Annotated in this window: 20 protein-coding genes; 6 read left to right on the plus strand and 14 right to left on the minus strand. The window is 67.9% G+C overall.

Annotation, left to right across the window (positions count from 1 at the left end; all coding sequences use genetic code 11):
• Positions 1–61: 61 nt before the first annotated feature.
• Positions 62–1,039, minus strand: coding sequence for a LacI family DNA-binding transcriptional regulator (locus tag AC07S4_RS17185; protein WP_161074987.1), 978 nt, complete (start codon positions 1,037–1,039; stop codon positions 62–64).
• A gap of 218 nt (positions 1,040–1,257) precedes the next feature.
• On the opposite strand from AC07S4_RS17185, the gene AC07S4_RS17190 reads away from it, so the two are divergent.
• Both AC07S4_RS17190 and AC07S4_RS17195 read left to right on the plus strand, forming a co-directional pair.
• Positions 1,258–3,738 (plus strand): TonB-dependent receptor domain-containing protein, encoded by a 2,481-nt coding sequence (locus AC07S4_RS17190; protein ID WP_494987815.1) that lies wholly within the window; start codon positions 1,258–1,260, stop codon positions 3,736–3,738.
• Positions 3,739–3,857: 119 nt separating this feature from the next.
• Complete coding sequence (locus AC07S4_RS17195; RefSeq protein WP_494987816.1) at positions 3,858–4,184, plus strand: hypothetical protein; 327 nt, start codon at positions 3,858–3,860, stop codon at positions 4,182–4,184.
• Positions 4,185–4,196: 12 nt separating this feature from the next.
• On the opposite strand, the gene AC07S4_RS17200 is transcribed toward AC07S4_RS17195, so the two are convergent.
• The gene (locus AC07S4_RS17200; RefSeq protein WP_494987817.1) at positions 4,197–5,219 is read right to left on the minus strand and encodes an MBL fold metallo-hydrolase; all 1,023 of its coding nucleotides are present in this window, start codon (positions 5,217–5,219) and stop codon (positions 4,197–4,199) included.
• A gap of 83 nt (positions 5,220–5,302) precedes the next feature.
• Between AC07S4_RS17200 and AC07S4_RS17205 the strand changes: the two genes are divergently transcribed.
• The gene (locus AC07S4_RS17205; RefSeq protein WP_494987818.1) at positions 5,303–5,908 is read left to right on the plus strand and encodes a TetR/AcrR family transcriptional regulator; all 606 of its coding nucleotides are present in this window, start codon (positions 5,303–5,305) and stop codon (positions 5,906–5,908) included.
• Here AC07S4_RS17205 and AC07S4_RS17210 read toward each other — a convergent pair whose 3' ends face one another.
• Together AC07S4_RS17210 and AC07S4_RS17215 are read right to left on the minus strand one after the other, a co-directional pair.
• Entirely contained in the window at positions 5,909–6,997 is a 1,089-nt protein-coding gene (locus AC07S4_RS17210; RefSeq protein WP_494987819.1) for a WD40/YVTN/BNR-like repeat-containing protein, read from the minus strand.
• Positions 6,998–6,999: 2 nt separating this feature from the next.
• Entirely contained in the window at positions 7,000–7,269 is a 270-nt protein-coding gene (locus tag AC07S4_RS17215) for a MoaD/ThiS family protein (RefSeq protein ID WP_494987820.1), read from the minus strand.
• A 94-nt stretch (positions 7,270–7,363) separates the two neighbouring features.
• Here AC07S4_RS17215 and AC07S4_RS17220 point away from each other — a divergent pair, with 94 nt between their 5' ends.
• Positions 7,364–7,696 (plus strand): hypothetical protein, encoded by a 333-nt coding sequence (locus AC07S4_RS17220; RefSeq protein ID WP_494987821.1) that lies wholly within the window; start codon positions 7,364–7,366, stop codon positions 7,694–7,696.
• 7 nt (positions 7,697–7,703) lie between these two features.
• Here AC07S4_RS17220 and AC07S4_RS17225 read toward each other — a convergent pair whose 3' ends face one another.
• The 6 genes from AC07S4_RS17225 to AC07S4_RS17250 all read right to left on the minus strand — a co-directional run bounded on the left by AC07S4_RS17225 (position 7,704) and on the right by AC07S4_RS17250 (position 14,180).
• Positions 7,704–7,991 (minus strand): 2Fe-2S iron-sulfur cluster-binding protein, encoded by a 288-nt coding sequence (locus tag AC07S4_RS17225; protein WP_494987822.1) that lies wholly within the window; start codon positions 7,989–7,991, stop codon positions 7,704–7,706.
• Complete coding sequence (locus AC07S4_RS17230) at positions 7,988–8,317, minus strand: hypothetical protein (protein ID WP_494987823.1); 330 nt, start codon at positions 8,315–8,317, stop codon at positions 7,988–7,990. Before AC07S4_RS17230 ends, AC07S4_RS17225 begins: the two co-directional genes overlap by 4 nt.
• Before the next feature lie 72 nt (positions 8,318–8,389).
• On the minus strand, positions 8,390–9,988 hold the full coding sequence (locus tag AC07S4_RS17235; RefSeq protein WP_494987824.1) for a methyl-accepting chemotaxis protein: 1,599 nt from the start codon (positions 9,986–9,988) through the stop codon (positions 8,390–8,392).
• A 126-nt stretch (positions 9,989–10,114) separates the two neighbouring features.
• The gene (locus AC07S4_RS17240; protein ID WP_494987825.1) at positions 10,115–11,794 is read right to left on the minus strand and encodes an ArnT family glycosyltransferase; all 1,680 of its coding nucleotides are present in this window, start codon (positions 11,792–11,794) and stop codon (positions 10,115–10,117) included.
• Positions 11,791–12,972, minus strand: a complete 1,182-nt coding sequence (locus AC07S4_RS17245) for a TIGR03088 family PEP-CTERM/XrtA system glycosyltransferase (protein ID WP_494987826.1) — start codon at positions 12,970–12,972, stop codon at positions 11,791–11,793. The genes AC07S4_RS17240 and AC07S4_RS17245 overlap by 4 nt, the downstream gene beginning before the upstream one ends.
• Positions 12,969–14,180 (minus strand): glycosyltransferase family 4 protein, encoded by a 1,212-nt coding sequence (locus AC07S4_RS17250; protein ID WP_494987827.1) that lies wholly within the window; start codon positions 14,178–14,180, stop codon positions 12,969–12,971. The genes AC07S4_RS17245 and AC07S4_RS17250 overlap by 4 nt, the downstream gene beginning before the upstream one ends.
• A gap of 164 nt (positions 14,181–14,344) precedes the next feature.
• Here AC07S4_RS17250 and AC07S4_RS17255 point away from each other — a divergent pair, with 164 nt between their 5' ends.
• Positions 14,345–15,712 (plus strand): UDP-glucose dehydrogenase family protein, encoded by a 1,368-nt coding sequence (locus tag AC07S4_RS17255; protein ID WP_494987828.1) that lies wholly within the window; start codon positions 14,345–14,347, stop codon positions 15,710–15,712.
• A complete protein-coding gene (locus AC07S4_RS17260; protein WP_494987829.1) occupies positions 15,709–16,725 on the plus strand; it encodes an NAD-dependent epimerase/dehydratase family protein in 1,017 nt (338 codons plus the stop codon). Before AC07S4_RS17255 ends, AC07S4_RS17260 begins: the two co-directional genes overlap by 4 nt.
• Positions 16,726–16,729: 4 nt before the next feature.
• Here AC07S4_RS17260 and AC07S4_RS17265 read toward each other — a convergent pair whose 3' ends face one another.
• The 4 genes from AC07S4_RS17265 to AC07S4_RS17280 all read right to left on the minus strand — a co-directional run bounded on the left by AC07S4_RS17265 (position 16,730) and on the right by AC07S4_RS17280 (position 22,756).
• Entirely contained in the window at positions 16,730–17,938 is a 1,209-nt protein-coding gene (locus AC07S4_RS17265; RefSeq protein WP_494988250.1) for a TIGR04063 family PEP-CTERM/XrtA system glycosyltransferase, read from the minus strand.
• 68 nt (positions 17,939–18,006) lie between these two features.
• The gene (locus AC07S4_RS17270; protein WP_494987830.1) at positions 18,007–19,902 is read right to left on the minus strand and encodes an XrtA/PEP-CTERM system amidotransferase; all 1,896 of its coding nucleotides are present in this window, start codon (positions 19,900–19,902) and stop codon (positions 18,007–18,009) included.
• A 29-nt stretch (positions 19,903–19,931) separates the two neighbouring features.
• A complete protein-coding gene (gene xrtA, locus AC07S4_RS17275; protein WP_494987831.1) occupies positions 19,932–21,533 on the minus strand; it encodes an exosortase A in 1,602 nt (533 codons plus the stop codon).
• Positions 21,530–22,756, minus strand: coding sequence for a TIGR03087 family PEP-CTERM/XrtA system glycosyltransferase (locus AC07S4_RS17280; protein WP_494987832.1), 1,227 nt, complete (start codon positions 22,754–22,756; stop codon positions 21,530–21,532). The genes xrtA and AC07S4_RS17280 overlap by 4 nt, the downstream gene beginning before the upstream one ends.
• Between the last annotated feature and the right edge of the window lie 2 nt (positions 22,757–22,758).

Genomic DNA, 22,758 nt, shown 5'->3' on the forward strand with positions numbered 1-22,758 from the left:
TTCAAACCGGTTTGGAAGCCGGTTTCAAAAAAAGCCAGCCGCAGCTGGCGTTGTTTCCGGATCAGGTCTGCCGCACCATCAGCATGGTCGGCAGCATTTCGGACTGCACAGGCTGGGACTCGATCAGGCCCAGCATTTTTTTCGCCAGCAGCACGCCGCCGTCGCGCAGGTACTGGTGCACGCTGGTCAGCGGCGGCACAAAGCTGGCGGCGCTGGGCGTGTCGTCGTAGCCGATGACGGACACCGACTCCGGCACCCGCATATTCTTTTCCGCCAGCGCGCGGATGGCGCCCATGGCCAGCGAGTCGCTGGCGGCGAACACGCCGTCGAACACCGGCCCCTTCTTCTTCAGCAGCGACGAGATGCAGTCGAAGCCGGCCTCGAAGGTGAAGGCCTTGGGCCGCATGATGTGCACCGTGCCCTGGCCGCCCAGGGCGTCGATAAAGCCGGCGCAGCGCTCCTGCACCTCGGCGTGGTCCACGTCGCCCAGGAACACCAGCTTGCGGCGGCCCAGGTCGATGAAACGCTGCGCGGCGCTGACGCCGCCGGCGCGGTTGTCCGAGCCGACCACGATATAGTCGCCGCCCGGCTCGGGCGCGCCCCACACCACCAGCGGCAGGCCGGTCTTCTGCAGCGCGTGCACCGCTTCGCCGTGCGAGCCCTGGCCCAGCAGGATCATGCCGTCCGCGCCCTGCACCGGGGCCGTGTCCAGCAGCTGCTTGGAGGTCAGCACCACGCTGTAGCCGGCCGTCGTCAATTCCTGCGTGATGCCGCCCAGCAGCTCCAGCGGATACGGGTCCGACATCGGCCGGCCCTTCACGGGCGTCATTTCCACCACCACCGCCACCGAATAGCTGCGGCGCATGCGCAGGTTGCGCGCGCTCACGTTCAGGCGGTAGCCCTGCTCGCTGGCGATCTGGCGCACCTTGTCGCGGGTCTCCTGCGTGACCAGCGGGCTGTCGCGCAGCGCGCGCGACACGGTGATCTTCGATACCCCCGCCAGCTTGGCCAGGTCCTCCATGGTCTTAGGTGCAGGCATGCATCGCTTTCTTGTCTTCTTTTCAGTACTTGCGACGCATTATGACAGATTTTTTAAAGCGCAACACATCAAATGACATCGATAACAATTTGATTGACATCGATATCATTTGTGGATTTAATGGCTACACTTTCGCAGCAACGACCTCTGCGAAGCGTGTGGACAGTGGCATCATGTCCGTGAGACAGCACGATTACCTCGATAAGAAAGAGAAGCATATGAACAGCTCGAAACAGTTTCTGTTGTCGTCAGTGACGCTGGCCGTCCTGACCCTGATGAACCAGGCGCAGGCGCAGGACGCCAGCCCGCCGGCCCAGCCCGCCGCCGCCCCGGCCAAGGATTCCGTGGCCGCCGAGCTGCAGCAGGTGGTGGTGACCGGCGTGGCCGCCTCGCGCGGCGTGCGCAAGCTCGACTCGGCGTTTTCCATCACCACCGCCAGCGAGGAACAGCTGAAACAGGCTTCGCCCAGCAGCACCGCCGACGTGATGAAGCTGGTGCCCGGCGTGTACGCCGAAGCCACCGGCGGCCAGTCCGGCGCCAATATCGAAGTGCGCGGCTTCCCGTCCGGCTCCGATTCGCCCTTCGTCTCGGTGCAAATGCAGGGCAACCCCATCTATCCAGTGCCCACCCTGTCCTTCTTCGAAGGCTCGTCGGCCTTCCGCCTGGACGACACCATCGAGCGCGTGGAAGTGCTGCGCGGCGGCCCGAGCACCATCTTCTCCAGCGGCCAGCCGGGCGCGACCATGAACTTCATCCTGAAAAAGGGCACGGACACGCCGGAAGGCAGCATCCGCTTCACAGCCGGCACCGGCGAGCTGCGCCGGGTTGACCTGTACTACGGCGGCAAGATCGGCGACGGCTGGTACGGCAGCGTGGGCGGCTTCTACCGCACCGCGCACGGCGTGCGCGACGCCGGCTTCCCGGCCGACGACGGCCACCAGATCACCGCCACCCTGACCCGCAAGCTGGACCAGGGCGAGCTGACCCTGTACACCCGCAGCACCAGCGACAAGAACGCCTTCTACACCGGCGTGCCGCTGATCTCGGCCAACGAAGGCCGCAGCATCAGCGCCTTCCCCGGCTTCGACCCGCTGAAAGGCACCCTGATGAGCGGCGAAATGCGCCGCTTCACGCTGGAAGCGGCGCCCGGCAAGACCCTGACCTACGACCTGGGCGACGGGCGCGGCCTGAAAGGCAACGTCTTCGGCGCCGAGTTCGACCAGACCTTCAGCGGCTGGACCGTGTCGAACAAGTTCAACCGCTTCGACGCGGACATGAACACCATCGCCATGTTCACCGGCAACAATCCGCTCACCATGGGCGCCTACAAGGCGGCCGCCATCGCCTCGGCCAACGGCAGCGCGGCCACGCTGGCGGCGGCGGGCCGCCCGGCCACGTCGGCCACGGCCACCTTCACCAACGGCGGCGGCGCGGTCTCGGACAGCACGCAGGTGGTGCAGGCCGGCCTGTGGGCGGTGGAGAAAAAGCTGAAATCGTTCACCGACGAGCTGCGCGTCAGCCGCGAATGGATGCAGGGCAACACCGTCACCGTGGGCGCCTACTTCGCCAGCTACTCGTCGGACGACGTCTGGTACCTGGGCAACAGCCATTTGATGACGGCGGTGCCGAACGCCAGCCTGATCAACGTCAAACTCAACAACGGCGTGGTGGTGTCCAACAACGGCACCGACGGCAATGTGTTCTACGCGCCGAACGCGTCCTACGACGGCAGCAACACCGCCTTCTACGCGAGCAACGAATGGAAGGTGAACGACCGCATCAAGGTCGACGCCGGCGCGCGCCGCGAACGGCAGAAAATCGACGGCTCGGTCTCCAACCTGGTCTCGGCCGACACCGACAACAATCCGCTCACGGTGTACAACAACGGCACTTCGATGCCCAGCGGCGCGTACACCGCGCTGGGCCGCAAGGACACGGCCAGCTCCTTCACCATAGGCGGCAACTACAAGCTGAGCAAAGACGCCAGCGTGTTCGCGCGCGCCAACACCGGCCACACCTTCATCACCTTCGACGACCTGCGCAACGCCGGCAGCCAGAAGGCGGTGGACGACCGCAGCGGCCTGCCGACGCCGAAAATCAAGCAGCTGGAAGTGGGCTTCAAGACGGTGGGCGAGCTGTACAGCGCTTACATCAACGCCTTCCACACCGAGTTCGACGGCATCGCCTTCCAGCAAATCCTGTCCAACGGCAGCATCCTGAACTCCACCAGCGGCTCCAAGGGCAACGGCCTGGAGTGGGAAGTGTCGCTGCGTCCGGTGCGCAACCTGACCCTGACCTTGACCGGCGACTACCAGAAGTCCGAATACAAGGACAACCCGGCCACCGAAGGCAAGATGGTGCAGCGCCAGCCCAAGCTGCAGTTCCGCTTCACGCCGACCTACAAGATCCCGCTGGGCGACGACAACTCGGTCAAGCTGTACGGCACCTACACCAAGATCGGCGCGCGCTGGGCGGACCAGGCCAATCTGCAATACCTGCCGTCCTACCGCACGCTGGACCTGGGCGCGCTGTTCTCGCTGGGCGAGAAGATCGAGCTGCGGCTGGCGGCCACCAACGTCAACAACGAGCTGGGGCTGACGGAAGGCAACTCGCGCCTGAGCAGCGGCAACAGCGGCCCGATCAATGCGCGTCCGCTGTTCGGCCGGGCGGTGGAAGGATCGCTGCTGTACCGCTTCTAAACACAACTCCCCTGTAGGCTTGGGCAAGGCCGTTCCCTTCCGGCCTTGCCCTTTTTTTGTATTGCAACCGCGCCAATTTTGGCCTACGCTTGAGATACAGTCCGCTCTGAGGGTGCACCGTGGTAACCGTCACGTCCGTCAATACGCTGCGCAATGCGGTTGCGATTGCTGAACGTAAAGTCCAGCAGGACCAGACGCGTGTGGACCAGGACGCCAGCCGGCTGCAGGACAGCCGCGTGCAGTTGGCGAAGGACCAGGAGCAGCTCAGCACCCGGCAAAAAGCAAGCCGTGCGGCCGAGAGCGCCAACTCCCCCACGGCGGCCCCGGTCCGGCTCGACAGCACCATCACCAAACCCGTTCCCGCCAGCCTGGACGGCCTGCCGCGCGCGCCCCAGCTCAACGCCCAGGGCCAGACGGTCGGCCGCCTCATCAACGTCACAGTCTGACACCGCCCTATTCTAGAGGGCTTGCAGCCACCATTTGCCGGTGGCGGGGATGTGGCGCAGGTTGAGCTGCTGGCCGATCTCGGGCGTGGCGAGCACCTGGCCGCGCTGCTCGGCCAGCGCGCTGATGCGGTCGAACGGTTCGTTCCACGCATGCATGGCCAGGTCGAAAGTGCCGTTGTGGATGGGCATCAGCAGCTTGCCCCGCAGGTCGATGTGGGCCTGCATCGTTTCTTCCGGCTGCATGTGGATGTCCGGCCATTGCGGGTCGTAGGCGCCGGTCTCCAGCATCGTCAGGTCGAAGGGGCCGTATTTGTCCCCTATCTCCTTGAAGCCCTTGAAGTAGCCGGTGTCGCCGCTGAAGAAGATGCGCTGCCCGCCGGCCTGGATGACCCACGAGGCCCACAGTGTCTTGTTGCCGTCGGTCAGTCCCCGGCCCGAGAAGTGCTGCGCCGGCGTCGCCGTCAGGCGCACGCCGTCCACGGCGGTGGATTGCCACCAATCCAGCTGCTGCACCTTGGCGGCCGGCACGCCCCACTTGACCAGCGTGTCGCCCACGCCCAGCGGGGCGAGGAAGTGCTCGGTCTTGGCCGCCAGCGCCAGCACGGCGGCACGGTCCAGGTGGTCGTAATGGTCGTGCGACAGGATCACGCCCTTGAGCGCCGGCAACTGCTCTATGCTGATCGGCGGCTGGTGGAAACGCTGGGGTCCCAGCCATTGGAACGGCGAGGCGCGCTCGGAGAACACCGGGTCGGTCAGCCAGAAGCCGCCGTCCAGCTTGAGCAGGACGGTCGAATGGCCCAGGCGGAACACGCTGTTGTTGGGCGCCACCAGCAGCTGCTCGCGCGTGATGGCGTGCACCGGCACCGCCTTGGCCGGCGCGGTATCGGCCGGCTTTTCGAAAGCCACGCGGTACAGGATGCGCAGCGTGCCCATGAAGCCGGCCTTGTGCATCCGCACCGGGTTGCGGAATTTGCCGTCGCGGTATTGCGGCGAGGCGTGGTCAATTTCTTGCGCGGACAGGGTGCAGTAGGCCATGGTCGGGGTTCCCGGTAAAAAGTATACTGCACAGTGTAGTTTCATTTTTTGAGAAAGTAAACTACCCGGTGTAAAATACTTGCATGGACACTACCCGCCTCACCGACCGCAAACGCCAGGCCATCGTCGCCGCCGCCGTGGCTGAATTCCGCGCCAACGGCTTCGACGCCACCAGCATGGACAAGATCGCCGCCACCGCCGGCGTTTCCAAGCGCACTGTCTACAACCATTTCCCCAGCAAGGACGCGCTGTTCGCCCATATCCTGCAGCAGCTGTGGGACAGCAGCGCAGCGCTGCAGGCCTTGCGCTACCGCGCGGACCAGCCGCTGCGCGCGCAATTGCTGGAGCTGATGGGGACCAAGATGGCGCTGCTGCGCGACGGCTATTTCCTCGACCTGGCGCGGGTCGCCATCGCCGAGGGCATCCACCACCCGGAGCGGGCGCAGGAAATGGTGGCCAGGCTGGCCGACAAGGAGGAAGGCGTGGCGGCCTGGCTGCGCGCGGCGCAGGCGGACGGCAAGCTCAAGCCGCTGGACCCGGTGTTCGCCTCGCATCTGCTGCAAGGCCAGCTGAAGGCCTTCGCCTTCTGGCCGCAGGTGACCATGGGCCAGCCGGTGCTGGCGCCGGCCGCCGAGGCCGCCCTGATCGCGACGGCGGCCGATATGTTCCTGGCCTACTACGCCGCGTGATCAGCCGAACCTGACCGCGTACACCGGCGGCATATTGCTGGAGATGGTCTGCCAAAAGTCGCCGCCGTTGGCCGACAGCCACACGCCGCCGGTGGTGGAGCCCATCAGCAGCGTTTTGCCGTCCTCGGCCACCGCCAGGCCGTGCCGGTACACCAGGTCGTAGCAGTGTTCCTGCGGCAGGCCGTTGCGCTGCGCCGTGAAGCTGGCGCCGCCGTCGCTGCTGCGGGTGGTGGCCATGGCCGCGTCCACCGGGATGCGCTGCTGGTCGGCCACGCCGGGCGCGAACCAGGCCGTGTCGCCGTCGCGCGGGTGCACCGCCACCGCGAAGCCGAAGCTGGACGGCTGCACGTCCTTCACCTCCATCCAGCGCGCGCCGTTGTCCACGCTGCGCCAGATGCCGCTGTGGTGCTGGCACCATAATTTGTCCGGCTCGCCTTCGCAGCGCACGATGCGGTGCGGGTCCTGGGCCACGCCGTCCTCGGCCAGCTCGGGCGGCATATAGCCGGCCACCATGCCGCTGGCGCGCAAGCTCCAGCTGGCGCCGCCGTCCGTGGTGAGCCACACGCCGCCCACGGACACGCCGACCAGGATGCTGCGGCTGTCGCGCGGATCGACGCAGATGCTGTGGATGCCTGCCACGTCGTAGCCGCCGCCCATCCACTGCCGCCGCTCGGGCAGGTTCCACAGGGACTCCACCAGCTGCCAGCTGTCGCCCCGGTCGCTGGACTTGAACAGGCCGCCCGGCAAGGTGCCGGCCCACAGCACGCCGGGCTCGTCCTTGCCGCCCGTTTCCAGGCACCAGATCTGGCGCAGCGTCCAGTCCACCTTGTCGTCGCTGCCTTCCGGCTTGGGCGGGTAGACCGGCACGCCCACCTCGGTCCAGCTGCCGCTGCCGGCGTCGCGCCGGTGCAGCTTGGTGCCGAAGTGGCCCAGGTTGAGCGCGGCGTACAGCGTGCCGTCGCGCTCGTCCACCAGCACCTGGCTGACCGGCTCGCCAAGGAAGTGGTGGCCTTCCAGCTGCCACACGCCGTTCCGGGGCGCCAGTTCGAACAGGCCCTTGCGGGTTGCGAGGTATGCGCGGTCTGCCATGGTCAGCCTCCTGAAAGTGCTTGCAAGATATAGATCTGGGAATCGGGCCGCAGCGGGTCGTCCAGCCGCTGGCGGTCGCGGCTGCGCTGGCCGTCGATGAAGATGACGACGTTTTCGCGCAAGCAGCCCTGGTCGTCCAGCACGTAGCCGCGCAGGCGCTCCTTGCCCTCGAAGGCGGCGGCCAGCGCGGCGCGCAGGTCGGCGGCCTGCACCTCGAGCCGGGGCACGGGCAGGAAACGGGCTAGTTGCTGCGTAAAGATAATCTGCGCCATGCGTGGCTCCACCAGGCTCCCGGACCGGAAATTCTAGCGCGTATCGGGGGCGCTTGGGACTAAAATGCAATCAGGGCAACCACAGGAGCAACACATGACGATCACGCGTGCGGAACTGGAAACGCTGATGCTGGAGGTGGAGCAGGAAGACCCGATCGATTTCGCCGACCTGCCCTTCGACGAGCAGGATTTGCGCGGCCTGGTGGCCAGCCACCTGGTCGACATGGCCGACGCCATGGAGTCGTTCAGCGAGGAGGACCGCCGCCTGACCTTGATGGCGGTGGCGGCCAAGCTGGTGCTGGAAAATCTGGTGCTGCACATCCAGATGCTGCGCCAGCACGGCTTGCCGCTGAGCGGCAGCGCGGATGCGCTGCTGAGCAGGCTGCGCCGGGGCGATATCGGCGGCGGCGGCGCGGAACCGGACTGAGCGCGCCCTAAGCCGGGTCGATGCGGCGCGCTGCCGGCACCGCCAGTTCCAGGTCGGACTGGGCCACGGCCACACAGGGCAGGATGTAGCCTTCGCGCTTTTCGTCGGCGCTCAGGCCCGGCCATTCGACCAGGTAGCGCACGCTGCCGCTGCCCATGTGGCAGATGCAGGTGCGGCAGGTGCCGTTGCGGCAGGAGCTGGGCAGGCGGATGCCGGCCTGCTGCGCCGCCATCAGCACGCTGGCCGCGCCGTCGGTCTCGAACTGCCAGCCCTGGATGCTCAGGCTGACCTTCATTTCACCTGGCAGGCGCTGCGCGCGGCGGCCAGGCGCTCGTCCTTTTTGCGGTCGATGGCGGCGGACTGGCCGTTGTTCATCAATTCATCCACTTCCGCCTGCGGCACGCCGTTCCAGTAGTGGCTGGATACGCACTCGCAGTATTTCGGCACCAGCTTGAGGTTGCGCGGCGCGCCTGGCCCCGTGTTGCCGGCGCGCACGCAGGCATTGCGCTCGATTTGCTTCACGCCGTCCAGGCGCGGGTTGGCGGCGGGCGCGCTTGCGGCCGGCGCGGCGGTGGCGTGGGCGGCGGCCAGCAGGGCCGCCAGGAGAATGGTCTGACGCATGAAAGTTTCCCGGATGAATTACTCCGGGTATCTTACACCGACTTGGCGCCGCCCCCGTCCCCCTTCGCGCCCTCAAGCCAGCTGGCGCACCCGGGAGACCACGGCCAGCTCCTTGAGTTTGAAGACCGCCATCGCCTGCGACACGCATTCGGTCTGATGGGCCAGGCTGGTGGCGGCGGCCGCCGCCTGCTCCACCAGCGCCGCGTTCTGCTGGGTGATGTCGTCTATCTGTATCACCGCCTGGTTGACCTGCACGATGCCGTTGCCCTGCTCCTTGGTGGCGGTGGAGATTTCGTCCATCACGCTGGTCACGCGGCCCACGGACTTGATGACCTCGCTCATGGTGGCGCCCGCGCTGCCGGTCAGCACCGAGCCGGCGCTCACCTTCTCGATCGACAGGTCGATCAGCGCCTTGACCTCCTTGGCCGCGCTGGCCGAGCGGTGCGCCAGGTTGCGCACCTCGCTGGCCACCACGGCGAAGCCGCGCCCCTGCTCGCCGGCCCGGGCCGCCTCCACCGCCGCGTTCAGGGCCAGGATATTGGTCTGGAAAGCGATGCCGTCGATCAGGCCGATGATGTCCAGGATCTTGCGCGACGAGCTGCTGATGTCGTCCATGGTGGTCACCACCTGCGACACGATGCTGCCGCCCTGCGCGGCGATGTGCGAGGCGGCTTCGGCCAGCTCGTTGGCGCTGGCCACGCTGGTGGCGCTCTGCTGCACATTGGTGGTGAGCTGCTCCATGCTGGCGGCGGTCTGCTGCAGGCTGCTGGCCTGCGACTCGGTGCGGCCGGACAGGTCCTGGTTGCCGCTGGCGATCTCGGTGGTGGCCTGCTTGATCTCGTCGAAATTGCTGCGCACGTCGCCGATGATGCTGTGCAGGTTCACATTCATCTGGCGCAGCGCGGCCAGCAGCTGGCCCATGTCGTCGTCGCGCGGCACGTCGATCACGCCGGTCAGGTCGCCGCCCGCCATCTTGCGCGCCGCCGCAGTGGCGCGCGCCAGCGGCGCGACAATGGCGCGGTGCAGGCTGTACCAGAAATACAGCACGATGGCCGCCGCCAGCAGCGCGGCGCCGCCCAGCCAGCCGCTGTAGGCGCCGTCCATGCTCCAGAAGGCCGCCGCGAACACCAGCATGCTGGCGGTGAGCCAGGCGCAGTTGATGCCGAGGTGGCTGGCCACGGACAGCTTGCGCAGTTCGTTGAGCCGCGCCAGCGCGCCGCTGCCCAGCACGCGGCCGTTGCGGATGCGCAGGCCGTTCGGATTGCCGTTGCGGATCTCGCGGTACAGCGCGGACGCCTGCGCCACCTGTTCGCGGCTGGGCTTGGTGCGCACCGACATATAGCCCACCGGCCGGCCGTGCTCCACCACCGGCGTCACATTCGCCAGCACCCAGTAGAAGTCGCCGTTCTTGCAGCGGTTCTTCACCATGCCGGTCCAGGGCATGCCGCCCTTGATGGTGGCCCACAGGTCGGCGAAGGCTTCCGCCGGCATGTCGGGGTGGCGCAGGATGTTCTGCGGCGCGCCCAGCAGCTCGGCTTCCTGGAAGCCGCTCACCTCGATGAAATAGGGATTGGCGTAGTTGATATTGCCCTGCAAATCGGTGGTCGAAACGATGGTCTTGCCGTCCTCAAGGACGTACTCGTTTTGTGTGACTGGGGTGTTCTGGCGCATCGCATATCCTCGCTGGAGTGGGGCGTTCGATACGCGAGGCGGGGTCAGGGGCTCGCTGGGGAATTTTTAGTATAGCCAGCGATTCGCCCCGAATTGTCTCCAATTGTTGCAGTCGTGAATTTTTTTTTAGCGTCCGGCTTCTATGCTGCGGTTGATGATGGGCAGGTCCAGCTTGCGCGGCCCGGCGCGGCGGCCGGACGGCTCCTTGTTGCGGTACACCACCAGCTCCTTCTCGTAGGCCTTGACGTTGTTCGGCGTGGGGATGCGCGCCACCACCTCGAAGCGGGCCTGCGCCAGCACGCGCTCGAAGCGCTGCATGACGGCCAGGTCGTTCCAGAAGCCGGGCTGCACCACCAGATAGCTGACGTTCAGGTCCTGGATCTGGCGCAGGATGTCGTCCTCGCTCAGCTCGTGCTCCGTCACGCCCAGTTCGCGCCGCACGGCCACATTCAGCAGGATCTTGTCCGCGCGCACCACGGTCAGGTCGCGGCGCTCCTCGTGGGTACGCATATTGAACACGAAGGAGCCGTCGCGGTAGCCGGAGAACAGCACGCTGCTGTCCCGGGGCGCCTGCGCGGCCACGAGGCGCGCGGCCTCGGCGAAGCCGCGCACATAGGGCACCGGACGCAGCAGCGTGGTCTGCAGCAGCGCGGCGCCGGCCAGCGCGGCCAGCGCCGCCAGCTGCCAGGACGGCCGGGGCAGGCGCGCCAGCAGCAGCGCGGCGGCCAGCACCAGCGGCGGCAGGATGAAGACGCTATGGCGCGCTTCCTTCAGGTCGATGGCGGAGAAGAACAGATAGCCGGCCAGCAGCCACAGCAGCCAGAACACCAGGTCGCCACGGCCCAGGCCGCCCTCCCCTCCCGCCCCGGCCTTGGCCAGCCAGTCCAGCCCGCGCTTGCGCACCGCCGCCACGGCGCCTGCCAGCAGCCCGGCGGCGCCCGCCGCCAGCACGGCCCAGCCCATCTGGCCGGGGAACTGGCGCAGATACCACAGCCAGCCGGCCAATGAATTGCGCGACACCAGCGAGTCGTTGATGCCGGACGCGGACTGAATGTTGGCCTGGCCGAACTTCACCGTCAGCACCAGCAGCGGCACCAGGCCGACGCAGGCCAGCAGCGCGGCCAGCCACAGGTGGCGGTCTTTCAGCATGGCGGCGCGGCGTTCGTACAGCAGGGTGCCGGCGTAGGCCAGCGCCAGGAAGCCGGCCGTCAGCTTGGTGTACATGGCCAGCAGCAGCAAGGCGGCCGCGCCGTATAGCAGCAGCGGACGCGCGGTGCGCCGGTAGCGCGTAAACAGCACCGCGCTCCAGATGAAGAAGGCCAGGCTGGGCACTTCCAGCATCACCTGGCGGCCCCAGAAAGCGATCTCCGGCAGCGCCGCCAGCGCGGCGGCGGCCAGCGCGGCGTGCCAGGCCGGCAGCCAGCAGCGGAACAGCGCCCACGCGCCCCAGGCGAAGGCCACGTAGTGCAGCGCCACCACCAGCAGCGCGGTCGCTTCGGACACGCCGAACAGGGCGTAGAACGGCGCGCTGATGGCGTAGAACAGCGGCGGGTAGAACAGGATGGTGAGCGCCGGGTACTGGGCGTAGTAGTCGTAGGCGTAGCGCGACGGGTCGGACCAGGGCGCGGCGGCCACCAGGTCTTTGACGAAGACGCCGTTCAGGGCGTGGCGCGGCGCGTCGCTCCACCAGTAGGAGCCGTCCGCGTGCGCGCCCATGAACAGCAGGCCCACCAGAGCGGCCAGCAGCAGGTGGATGGCGAGGGTGCTGCCTGAGGTACTGCGCGGGGTGTTGAGCGGAGGCGTCATGCGCGCTTCCCGGCGCTGTCGTACACCGCCATATAGTTGTTGACCATGGCCGCCATGCTGAATTCCTCCACTGCGATATGGCGCGCCGCCGCGCCGTGCGCGCCGCGCAGCCCGGCGTCGCCGCCATAGGCCGCCAGCAGGCCGCTCAGCGCGTCCACGTCGCCGGGGGTGAAGAAGCGGCCGCAGACGCCGTCCTTCACCAGTTCCAGGTTGCCGCCCACGCCGGTGGCCAGCACCGGCAGGCCGCAGGCCATGGCCTCCAGGATGGTGTTGGAGATGCCCTCGGACAGCGAGGGCAGCACGAACACGTCGAAGCTGGCCAGGATGGCGGGCACGTCGTCGCGCGCGCCGGACAGCCACAGCTGCGCGCCCACGTCCAGCTCCGCCGCCAGCGCCTGCAGTTCCGCTTCCAGCGGCCCGCCGCCGACGATGGCTAGGCGCAGGCGCGGCCACAGCGCCGGCTGCGTTTCGCGCAGGCGGGCGAAGGCGCGCAGCAGCGTGGCCTGGTCCTTCACCGGCTGCAGGCGGCCGACGGTGCCGATCAGGATGTGGTCCGGACCTGCAAAGCCGTCCGGCAGCGCGGGCCGCGGCGCACCGGGCGCGCGCGGGGCGAAGCGCGCGGTGTCCACGCCGTTGTAGACCTGGCGGATGCGCGGCTGCGCCACGCCGACGCGGCGCGCCAGGTAGCGCGCCAGGTCCTGCGACACGGTGATGTAGCGGTCCACCAGCGGCGCGTGCAGGCGGCGCAGCAGCGCCGGCTTCCACTGGCTGCCGTCCAGGTCGCCCACGTCCCAGCCGTGCTCGCCGTGCACGCAGGTGCGCACCCCGGCCAGGCGCGCCGGCAGCAGCGCGTCCAGTCCCGACATATTGCGCGAGTGGACGATGGCCGGCCGCAGGCGGCGGAACAGGCGCAGCATTTCCAGCCGCATGCGCCAGATGCCGATGCGCGAGCGGTGCAGCGCAATCACCTCCACGTCGGCGCGCGCGATGCGCAGGCGGAAGTCGTTGTAGTTCTCCACGCACACAATGGCGTGGCGGTAGCGTTCCGGCGGCATGCTGTTGATCAGGTTCACCAGGCCGTTCTCCAGCCCACCCATCACCAGGTGGTGGATCACGTGCAGCACCAGCGGACGGTCATCGGCCTGCGCGCCCGGCGCCGGGCTCATCGCTGCGCTCAAGGACGCACTCCGCTCGGCTGCCACACGGGCGAGCTGCGGCCCTGCAGGATGTCGCCGAACAGGCGCAGCTGGCCCTCGGTGGTGGCGTCCCAGCTGAACAGCTCGGCGTAGCGCCGGGTGTCGGCGCGCTCGGGCGGCGCGGCGCGCAGCGCCTTGACCGCGTCGGCCACGCCCAGCGGCGTGCGTTCGCGCATCAGCACCCCGGCCGCCGGCGCGGCCACTACTTCCGGCGTGCCCCACACATTGCTGGCCACCACCGGCGTGCCGCAGGCCATGGCCTCGAGCAGCACATTGGCCCAGCCTTCGCGGCTGGAGGCCAGCACCATGGCGTCGGCGGCGTTGTAATAGCGTTTCAGTTCCGGCTGCGCCACCGGGCCGAGGAAGCGCACCCGCTCCGCCACGCCCAGCTGCACCGCCAGCGCTTCCAGCTTGGCGCGGTCCGGGCCGCTGCCGGCGATCAGCAGCTCCGCGTCCGGCAGGGCCGGCAGCGCGGCGATGATCAGTTCGTGGCCCTTGCGCTCGATCAGGTAGCCGACCGACAGCAGGGTGTAGCGGTTCAGGCCCAGTTCGCTGCGCACCGCGTCGCGTCCGGGCAACGGTGCGAAGCGCTGCAAATCCACACCGTTGCGCAGCGGCGTCACGCGGGCCGGGTCCACCCCGAGCTGCACCATTTCATCTTTCAAGGCCTGGCACACGGTAATCATGCCCTGGGCGTTGCGTGCAGCCCACAAAATCATGCGCTTAGGCAAAGAATATTGCGGGATCAAATTAATGTCCGTGCCGCGCGCGGTGATCACCACCGGCTTGTTGAAGTACTTGCCCAGCATCACCGCCGCCACGCCGTCCGGATAAAAATAGTGCGCATCGATCAGGTCGAAGTCATAGCCTTCGTCCAGGATGCGGCCGATCTCGGCCTTGGCGGCGCGCGCCAGCAGCAGCGGCGCCACGCGCATGCCGACCTTGGGCAGGCTGACATAGCGCGGATGGCTCACCTGTATGCCGTGCCGCTCCTCGTGGCGCGGCACTTTGGCATAGGTGGCGTACTGGCCGAAACGGGGATGGCTGGACGGGAACCACGGCACCGGCGCCACCACGCGCGAGGTGGCCTGGCCGCTGGCCAGCAGATAGCGCAGCCGGGTTTCGACGAAGATACCGTGGCCAGGTTGTTGCTCGTTGGGAAATAAGGTGCTGAAGGTAAGTAGCTTCATTTTATCGGTAGCGGACGGTGGGCAGACGGTGGGCGTTTACGCCGCACTGCGGCACGTTTACTGATAATAAAATTGAAAGTACAATTACGCAAGAGCTACGCTTGGACGGCCAAGCACATTCCTCCCCTCGCCTCCCCTGGCGTTCCAGTCTACGGGCACAATATATGAATATTTCTGTGATAGGCTCGGGCTATGTCGGTCTCGTGACCGGCGCCTGTTTCGCCGATGTTGGCAACACTGTGCTGTGCCTGGACGTGGACGAGCGCAAGATCGCTCTCCTGAACAGCGGCGGCATTCCCATCCATGAACCCGGCCTCGACACGCTGGTGGCGCGCAACGCCGCCGCCGGCCGCCTGCTGTTCTCCACCAGCTACGACGACGCGGTGGCGCATGCCGACGTGATCTTCCTGGCGGTGGGCACCCCGCCCGACGAGGACGGCAGCGCCGACCTGCAGTACATCCTGGCCGCCGCGCGCAGCATAGGCCAGCGCATCACCCGCCCGGTGATCGTGGTCGACAAGTCCACCGTGCCGGTCGGCACCGGCGACAAGGTGCGCGACGCCATCGCCGCCGAGCTGGCCAAGCGCGGCGCCGAAGTGCAGTTCGACGTGGTGAGCAATCCCGAATTCCTGAAGGAAGGCGCGGCGCTGGAAGACTTCACGCGCCCGGACCGCATTATCGTGGGCAGCGACAACCCGGCCGCGCTCAAGCAGATGCGCCTGCTGTACGCGCCGTTCAGCCGCCAGCACGAGAAATTCATCGAGATGGACGTGCGCAGCGCCGAGCTGACCAAGTACGCCGCCAACGCCATGCTGGCCACCCGCATCAGCTTCATGAACGAGCTGGCCAACCTGGCCGAGCTGCTGGGCGCGGACATCGAATCGGTGCGCCTGGGCATGGGCAAGGACCCGCGCATCGGCCCGCAGTTCCTGTACGCCGGCATGGGCTACGGCGGCTCCTGCTTCCCGAAGGACGTCAAGGCGCTGATACGCACCGGCGCCGACCACGACCAGCCGCTGCGCATCCTGCAGGCCACCGAGGACGTCAACGAACGCCAGAAGAATGTGCTGTTCGACAAGCTGGTGCGCCACTACGGCAGCGCCGGCGCGCTGCACGGCAAGACCATCGCGCTGTGGGGCCTGGCCTTCAAGCCCAATACCGACGACATGCGCGAAGCGCCCAGCCTGGTGCTGATGCGCGCCCTGTTCGCGGCCGGTTGCAAGGTGCGCGCCTACGATCCGGTGGCCAGCGCCGAGGCCGAACGCCTGCTGCTGGCCGAGCACGGCCAGGCGCGCTGCGCCGACCTGCTGGTGCTGGCCGCCTCGGCCAAGGAGGCGGCCGCCGGCGCCGACGCGCTGGTGCTGGTGACCGAGTGGAAGGAATTCCGTTCGCCGGACTTCCGCTACCTGGCCGAGCAGCTGCGCGACAAGGCGGTGTTCGACGGCCGCAACATCTACGACCTGGAAGCGGTGAGCGCGGCCGGCCTGTCCTATGAAGGCATAGGACGCATCAACCACACCCTGCATCCATGAACGCGCCGCAAAAAGTACTGGTGACCGGCGCGGCCGGCTTTGTCGGCAGCGCCGTGGCCGCGCGCCTGGCCGCCATGGGCCACGCCGTGGTGGGCTGCGACAACTTCAACGACTATTACGATCCGCGCCTGAAAACCGGCCGCGTGCAGGCGCTGCTGGCCCCGGCCGGCGTGGCCTGCCACAGCGTGGAGCTGGCCGACGGCGCGCAGGTGCAGGCGCTGTTCGAGCGCGAGCAGCCGGCGCTGGTGGTGCACCTGGCCGCGCAGGCCGGCGTGCGCTACTCGCTGGACAATCCGGCCGCCTATGTGCAGTCCAACCTGGTGGCCTTCGGCCACATGCTGGAGGCCTGCCGCCACCACCGGGTGCAGCACCTGCTGTACGCCAGCAGCAGCAGCGTGTACGGCGCCAACGCCAGCCTGCCCTTCAGCGAGGACGACCGCTGCGACGGCCCGGTGTCGATGTACGCGGCCACCAAGAAGGCCAACGAGCTGATGGCGCACTCCTACAGCCACCTGTTCGGCCTGCCCGCCACCGGCCTGCGCTTCTTCACCGTGTATGGACCGTGGGGACGGCCGGACATGGCCTACTTCAGCTTTGCCGAGAAGATGATGCGCGGCGAAGCGATACCCGTTTTCGCCGAAGGCAAATTGAGCCGCGACTTCACCTATATCGACGACATCGTCGAGGGCGTGGTGCGGCTGCTGCACAAGCCGCAGCCCGCCGGCGAAGGGAAGGTGCCGCACGCCGTGTTCAACATCGGCAACCACCAGCCGGTGCGCGTGCTGGAGTTCATCCAGACGCTGGAACGCGTGCTGGGCGTGGAGGCGAAAATGAATTTCCTGCCGATGCAGCCGGGCGACGTGCCGGCCACCTACGCCGCCATCGACAAGCTGCGCGGCTGGGTGGGCTTCGCGCCCACCATCACGCTGGAGACGGGCTTGTCCCGCTTCCGCGACTGGTATCTGCCGTGGCGCGCGCAGCGCGACGCGGCAGAACAAGCCGCCGCCGGCTGATGCGCTAGGGCCGCCCGCTCAGGGCGGCGTACACCGGCTTGTAGCGCGCCACGCTGGCGCGCCAGTTGCGTTCCGTTTCCACGTAGTTGCGTCCACTCGCGCGCAGCGCGGCCCAGCGCTGCGGCTCGGCCAGCAGCGCCAGCACCTTCTGCGCCAGCGACTGCGGGTCGCCGGCCTTGAACAGCACCCCGGTCTCGCCGTCGATAATCAGCTCCTTGTGGCCGCCCACGTCGGACGCGGCCAGCAGCCTGCCCTGCGCCATGGCTTCGAGCGGCTTGAGCGGCGTGACCAGGTCGGTCAGCCGCATCTTCAGGCGCGGATACACCAGCACGTCGATCAGGTCATAGTAGCGCTGCACTTCGCTGTGCGGCACGCGCCCGGTGAACACCACCTGGCCGGCGATGCCCAGCGCCGCGGCCTGCGCCTTGAGCGCCGCGTCCTGCGGACCGCCGCCCACCAGCAGCACGCGGATGTCCGGATTGGCCGCCAGCATGGCCGGCACGGCCTGCAGCAGCACGTCCAGGCCCTCGTAGGCGTAGAAGGAGCCTATGAAGCCCAGCACCACCTTGCCGTCCATGCCCAGCGACGCGGCCAGCGCGGCGTCGCGCTGGCCGCCGATGCTGAAGTCCTCGATGTTGACGGCGTTCGGTATCACGGTCAGCTTCTGCGCCGGAATGCCGCGCGTGATGATTTCGCCGCGCAGGCCTTCGCAGATGGTGGTGGCCGCGTCCACCCGCTTGAGCGCATAGGTTTCCATGGCGCGCGTGAAGCGGTAGCGCATGCCCCATTCGGTGGCGGTGCCGTGGTCCACCGCCGCGTCCTCCCAGAAGGCGCGGATCTCGTACACCACGGGGATGCCCAGCTTCTTGCCCACCCGCAGCGCCGCCACCGCGTTCAGCGCCGGCGAATGCGCGTGCAGGATGTCCGGCCGCACCTGGCGCGCCACCTCCAGCAGGCGCGCGGCCAGCGTGTCGATCACGGCCAGCTGGCTGAACACCGGCAGGCGCGCCAGCATGCCGGTGGACGGCGCGGTGCGGTAGAACTCCAGCCCGTCCACGCTTTCCTTGGCCGGGCCGGCTTCGCCCTGCTTGGAGCTGGTGATGTGGCAGGTTTCCCAGCCCAGCGCGCGCTGCTGCTGCAGGATGGAGCGGGTGCGGAAGGTGTAGCCGCTGTGCAGCGGAATCGAATGGTCCAGCACGTGCAGGATGCGCAGCGGCGCGCTCCCGGCGCCTGCGGTGGCGGTGGCGGTGGTGGTAGCTTGGTTCACGGTTGCAGTCATGGTTAAGCCGCCATTTCCTTGCGCAGGAAGGCCTCGAACATCAGCACGGTCCAGATGGACGCGCTGTAGTCGCGGCGGCCGGACTGGTGGTGCTCCACCAGTTCGTGCAGGAAGCCTTTGTTGAAGATGCCGGTGTCGGCCAGCAGGGGACCGAGCAGCGCGTCGCGCACGCGCTGGGCCAGCGGTCCGCGGAACCAGGCCGCCAGCGGCACGGAGAAGCCCATCTTCTTGCGGTACAGGATGTCGTGCGGCAGATGGGCCTCCAGGCTCTTCTTGAACACGTACTTGCCCTCGCTGCCGCGCAGCTTCATGTCGGACGGCAGGCCGGAGATCCATTCCACCAGCTGGTGGTCCAGCAGCGGCACCCGCACTTCCAGCGCGTGGGCCATCGAGGCGCGGTCCACCTTGGTCAGGATGTCGCCCGGCAGATAGGTCTTCATGTCGATGTACTGTATCAGCGACAGCGGATCGTCGGTCGGCGACTTGGCGGCGTGGCCGCGCATCACGTCGATGGCGCGGTAGCCTTGCAGGCCGGCGCGGAAGCCGGGGCTGAACAGCTTGTCGCGCATGGCGTCCGACATCACCGTCACGCCGTGGAAATAGCCTTCCACCGTGTCGCGCGCCAGCGCTTCGAAGGTGGTCTTGGCGCGGAACACGCGCGGCGCCCAGTCGGCCTTGGGATACAGCCGGCCCAGCGTGCCGAACACCGGCTTGCGCAGGCTGAGCGGAATGCGGCCGCGCACGTTCTGCTCGGCCATGGCGTAGCGGTAGCGGCGGTAGCCGGCCAGGTTTTCGTCGCCGCCGTCGCCCGACAGCGCCACCGTGACGCGCTTGCGCGCCAGCTGGCACACGCGGTAGGTCGGTATCGCCGAGCTGTCGGCGAAGGGCTCGTCGTACAGGTGGGCCAGGGTGTCGATCAGGCCGTAGTCGTCGGTGTCGACGGTCTCGGTGTAGTGGTCGGTCTTGTACTGCGCGGCCACCATGGAGGCATATTCGGATTCGTCGTAGGCCTTGTCGTTGAAGGCGATCGAGCAGGTGTGCACCGGGCCTTCATTGAGGCCGGCCATCATGGCCACCACCGCGCTCGAATCGACGCCGCCGGACAGGAAGGCGCCCAGCGGCACCTCGGCCACCAGGCGGATCTTCACCGCTTCGCGGATGCGGGTCAGCAGCTCTTCCTGCGCGTCCTGCTCGGACATGGCGCCGTGCAGCTTGAACGGCACGTCCCAGTACTGCTTGGGCACGGCCTGCGGCGCGCCCACTTTCTGCAGCAAGGTGAAGCCGGGCGAGAGCTTGAGCGCGCCCTTGAAGATGGTCTTCGGCTCGGGCACGTAGCCGTAGGCGAAGTAGTCCTCCACCGCCTGCGGGTCGATCTCGCGGTTCAGCTGCGGCAGGGTGCGCAGCGCTTTCAGCTCCGAGCTGAAGGCGAAGAAGCCGTCCGGCAGCATGGCGTAGTACAGCGGCTTGACGCCCATGCGGTCGCGGCCCAGGAACATCACCTGCTGGTTGCGGTCCCACAGGCCGAAGGCGAACATGCCGCGGAAGCGGTGCACGCAGGCCTCGCCCCACTCCTCCCACGCGTGCACGATCACCTCGGTGTCGCAGCGGGTGCGGAAGGTGTGGCCCAGGCCTTTCAGTTCCTCGGTCAGCTCGCGGTAGTTGTAGATCTCGCCGTTGTAGCAGACCATGACGCTGCCGTCCTCGTTGCCGAGCGGCTGCAGGCCGGCCGCCACGTCGATCACCGACAGGCGGCGGTGGCCGAAGCCCACGCCCGGCTCGATGTACAGGTCGGCCTCGTCGGGGCCGCGGTGGTGCTGTGTTTCGTTCATCCGCGCCAGCACCGCGCGGTCGATTTCGCGCGTGCCGCGCGTATCAAAGATTCCGACTATTCCACACATGATGTCCCGCGCTTTCCCAGTTTCAGTATTTATTTATGCCGATTCGCATTAAGCGCGGCATCCACCCGCGCCAGGTTCGCCGCCAGGAAGGCGCGCATGGCGGCGCGCGCCGCTTCCGGCTTCTCGTCGTAGGGCGAGAAGACCATGACGGCCGCGCCGTCGTCGCTGCCCTTGAGCACCTTCTGCTTCACCTGCAGCACCTTGCCCAGATAATCGTTGGCGGTGTAGCGGCCGTCCACCCAGTACCAGCTCCACACCAGCATGCGGCCGCCGGCGCCCGACAGCGTGCTTTCGCGCACGGCCAGGACACGCCCGCCCAGGTTTTCCTCGCGCAGCTCGGAAGCCACGCTGCGCCAGTTGGGATCTTTTTCCGCCGCGATCCGGTTCACCGAGCTGATCAGCTTGGTGTTGTGGTCCTGCTGGCGGTAATAGAGCAGGTTCAGGCCGACGGCATGGCCGGCCTGATCGGCATAGAACTGCTGCAGCTCGGCGCTGGCGGCCGGGTAGCTCGGCTTCCACTGCGCGAAAGGCGCGGCCGGCTGCCAGGCGCTGGCGAAGGCGGACAAGCTGGCCGGCGCGGCGGCGCTTTCGCGCTGCTCCAGCCAGGCCGCGTAGGCAGGCCAGGCGCCCACGCACACGGCGATGGCCAGCAGGGCGGCGGCGAAGCTGCGCATGGGCGCGCTGTGCGCCAGGGCGGCCGCTTCGGCGGCGGCGCGCTCCGACGCGGCCTGCTCGTCGGCCGGCGCGTCCTCGCGCCACAGGCTGCCCAGCCAGAACAGCAAAAACATCACCAGGCCGAAGAACAGCCAGCCGTAGATCAGGTGGTCGACGCCGACCGCCACCGTCATGCCGCTCAGGTGGCCCAACATGACGATCATGTAGGCGCGCAGGCCGTTGGCGATAATCGGCACCAGCACGGAGGCCGCGATGAACAGCGCGCGGCGCCGGGTGCTGCGGAAGGTCAGGTAGGCGTACAGGCAGCCCAGCGTGACGGAGGCGATCAGGTAGCGCACGCCGCTGCACGCTTCCACCACCGACCAGTTGCCGGTCGGGATGGAGAAGCTGGTGCCGTCGCGCAGCACCGGGATGCCGGTGGCGCGCAGCGCCCACACCGTGAAGTCGGCGGTGACGCCGATCAGCGGATTGATGAAGACGTCGCCGAAGGGCACGGCGAACAGCAGGAAGGCCAGCGGAAAGGCCAGCGCCCAGGCGATGCGTTTGCCCAGCAGTGCCAGCACCGCCAGCGGCAGCATGGCCACGAAGGCATAGTGGCGCACGATCTGCACGTCGCCGAATTCGCCCAGCAGCCAGGCGGCGCCGCAGGCGGCCAGCGCCAGCAGCGCGGGCCAGCAGGGCGCGGCGCTCAGCTGCGCGAGGGCGGCGCGGCGCTGCCACGCCAGCCACAGGCTGATGGGCAGGATCACGTAGCCGTGGGTGAAGGTGCCGGAGCTGTCCCAGATCTCGACGATGGAGCGCGCCGTGGAAAAATAGGCGAGCACGGGCAGCAGCAGGGCCGCCACGGCGAGCAGCAGCAAGGCCTTCTGGCTCTTGCCGGCGCCGGGTGCGGGGCCGGGATGGGATGCGGTTGCGGGCGCGCCGTCATTGGCCGCTGGCAGGGAACTGGATGTCATGCTTCTTTCCTCACGGGGCGGCCGGCCTCCAGCAGGGCGCAGACCTGGGCCAGATGGCTGTTCCAGCCATACAGGTGTTCGACGGTGGCGCGCGCGGCACGGCCGATGGCGGCATCGGGCTGGTCCAGCGCGGCGTTGACGGTGACGATAAAGGCCGGCGCATCGGCGGCCAGCAGCAGCGAGCGGCCCGGTTCGGCCTCGATGCCCTCCAGCGCCTGCGGCGACACCACCACGGTGCGCGCCATGGCCATCGCTTCCAATACTTTGTTCTGTATGCCGCGCGCAATGCGCAGCGGCGCCACGCACAGCGCGGCGTGCGCCACATAGGGCCGCACGTCCGGCACGGTGCCGGTGACCACCACGCCGGGCAGGCCGGCCAGTTCCTGCACTTCGGACGCGGGCCGCGCGCCGACGATGTAGAACACCGCCTGCGGATGGCGCGCGCGCACCGCCGGCAGCACGTCCTGCGCGAACCAGGTCACGGCGTCGATATTCGGCCAGTAGTCCATGGCGCCGGTGAACACCAGCGGCAGCTCCTGCGCCGTGTAGGGATTGCCGTGCGGACGGCCATGCGGGTCTTCGGGCGAAAAATACACCGTGTCCACGCCGTTGCTGAAGTGGCCGGTGCGCGCCGCGCTCTCCGGCGCCAGCGTGCGGAACAGCTCCGCCTCGGGCGCGGACACGAACAGCGCCGCGTCGCATTCCCGCGCCACGCGGCGCTCGTAGGCCAGCAGCTGGCGCGCCTCGTGCGCGTACAGCATGCTCATGGGCCAGGACTTCTTCTCGGCATACTGGCGCCACTTGTCGGAATCGACGTCGACGAAATCGACCACCCGGGTGGCGTCCGGATAGGCCTCGGCGTACTGCGCCATGGCCGACGAGAACACCACGATGCGCGTGATGCCTTCGCGCCGCACGGTTTCGTCCACCCAGCGCCGCAGGCCGGCGTCGCGGTAGTAGTCCAGCGACAGCGAGCGGTTGCCCAGCAGTGCGCCCAGGCTGCGCACGCGCGCGGTCTTCGGGTTCAGCGGCGCGAAGTGCGCGCTGGCCGTCATGGCCTGCAGGCGCGGCACGTGCTGCCAGTCGTCCTGGTCGTCGACGAAGGTGGCCAGGTGCACGCGGTAATGTTCGGCCAGGTGTTTCAGCAAATGGTAGGAGCGGATCTTGTCGCCCTTGTTGGGCGGGTACGGTATCCGGTGCACCAGCAGCAGCAAATTGTCCATGG

Source organism: Pseudoduganella sp. GW821-FHT05F09 (assembly GCF_059419605.1).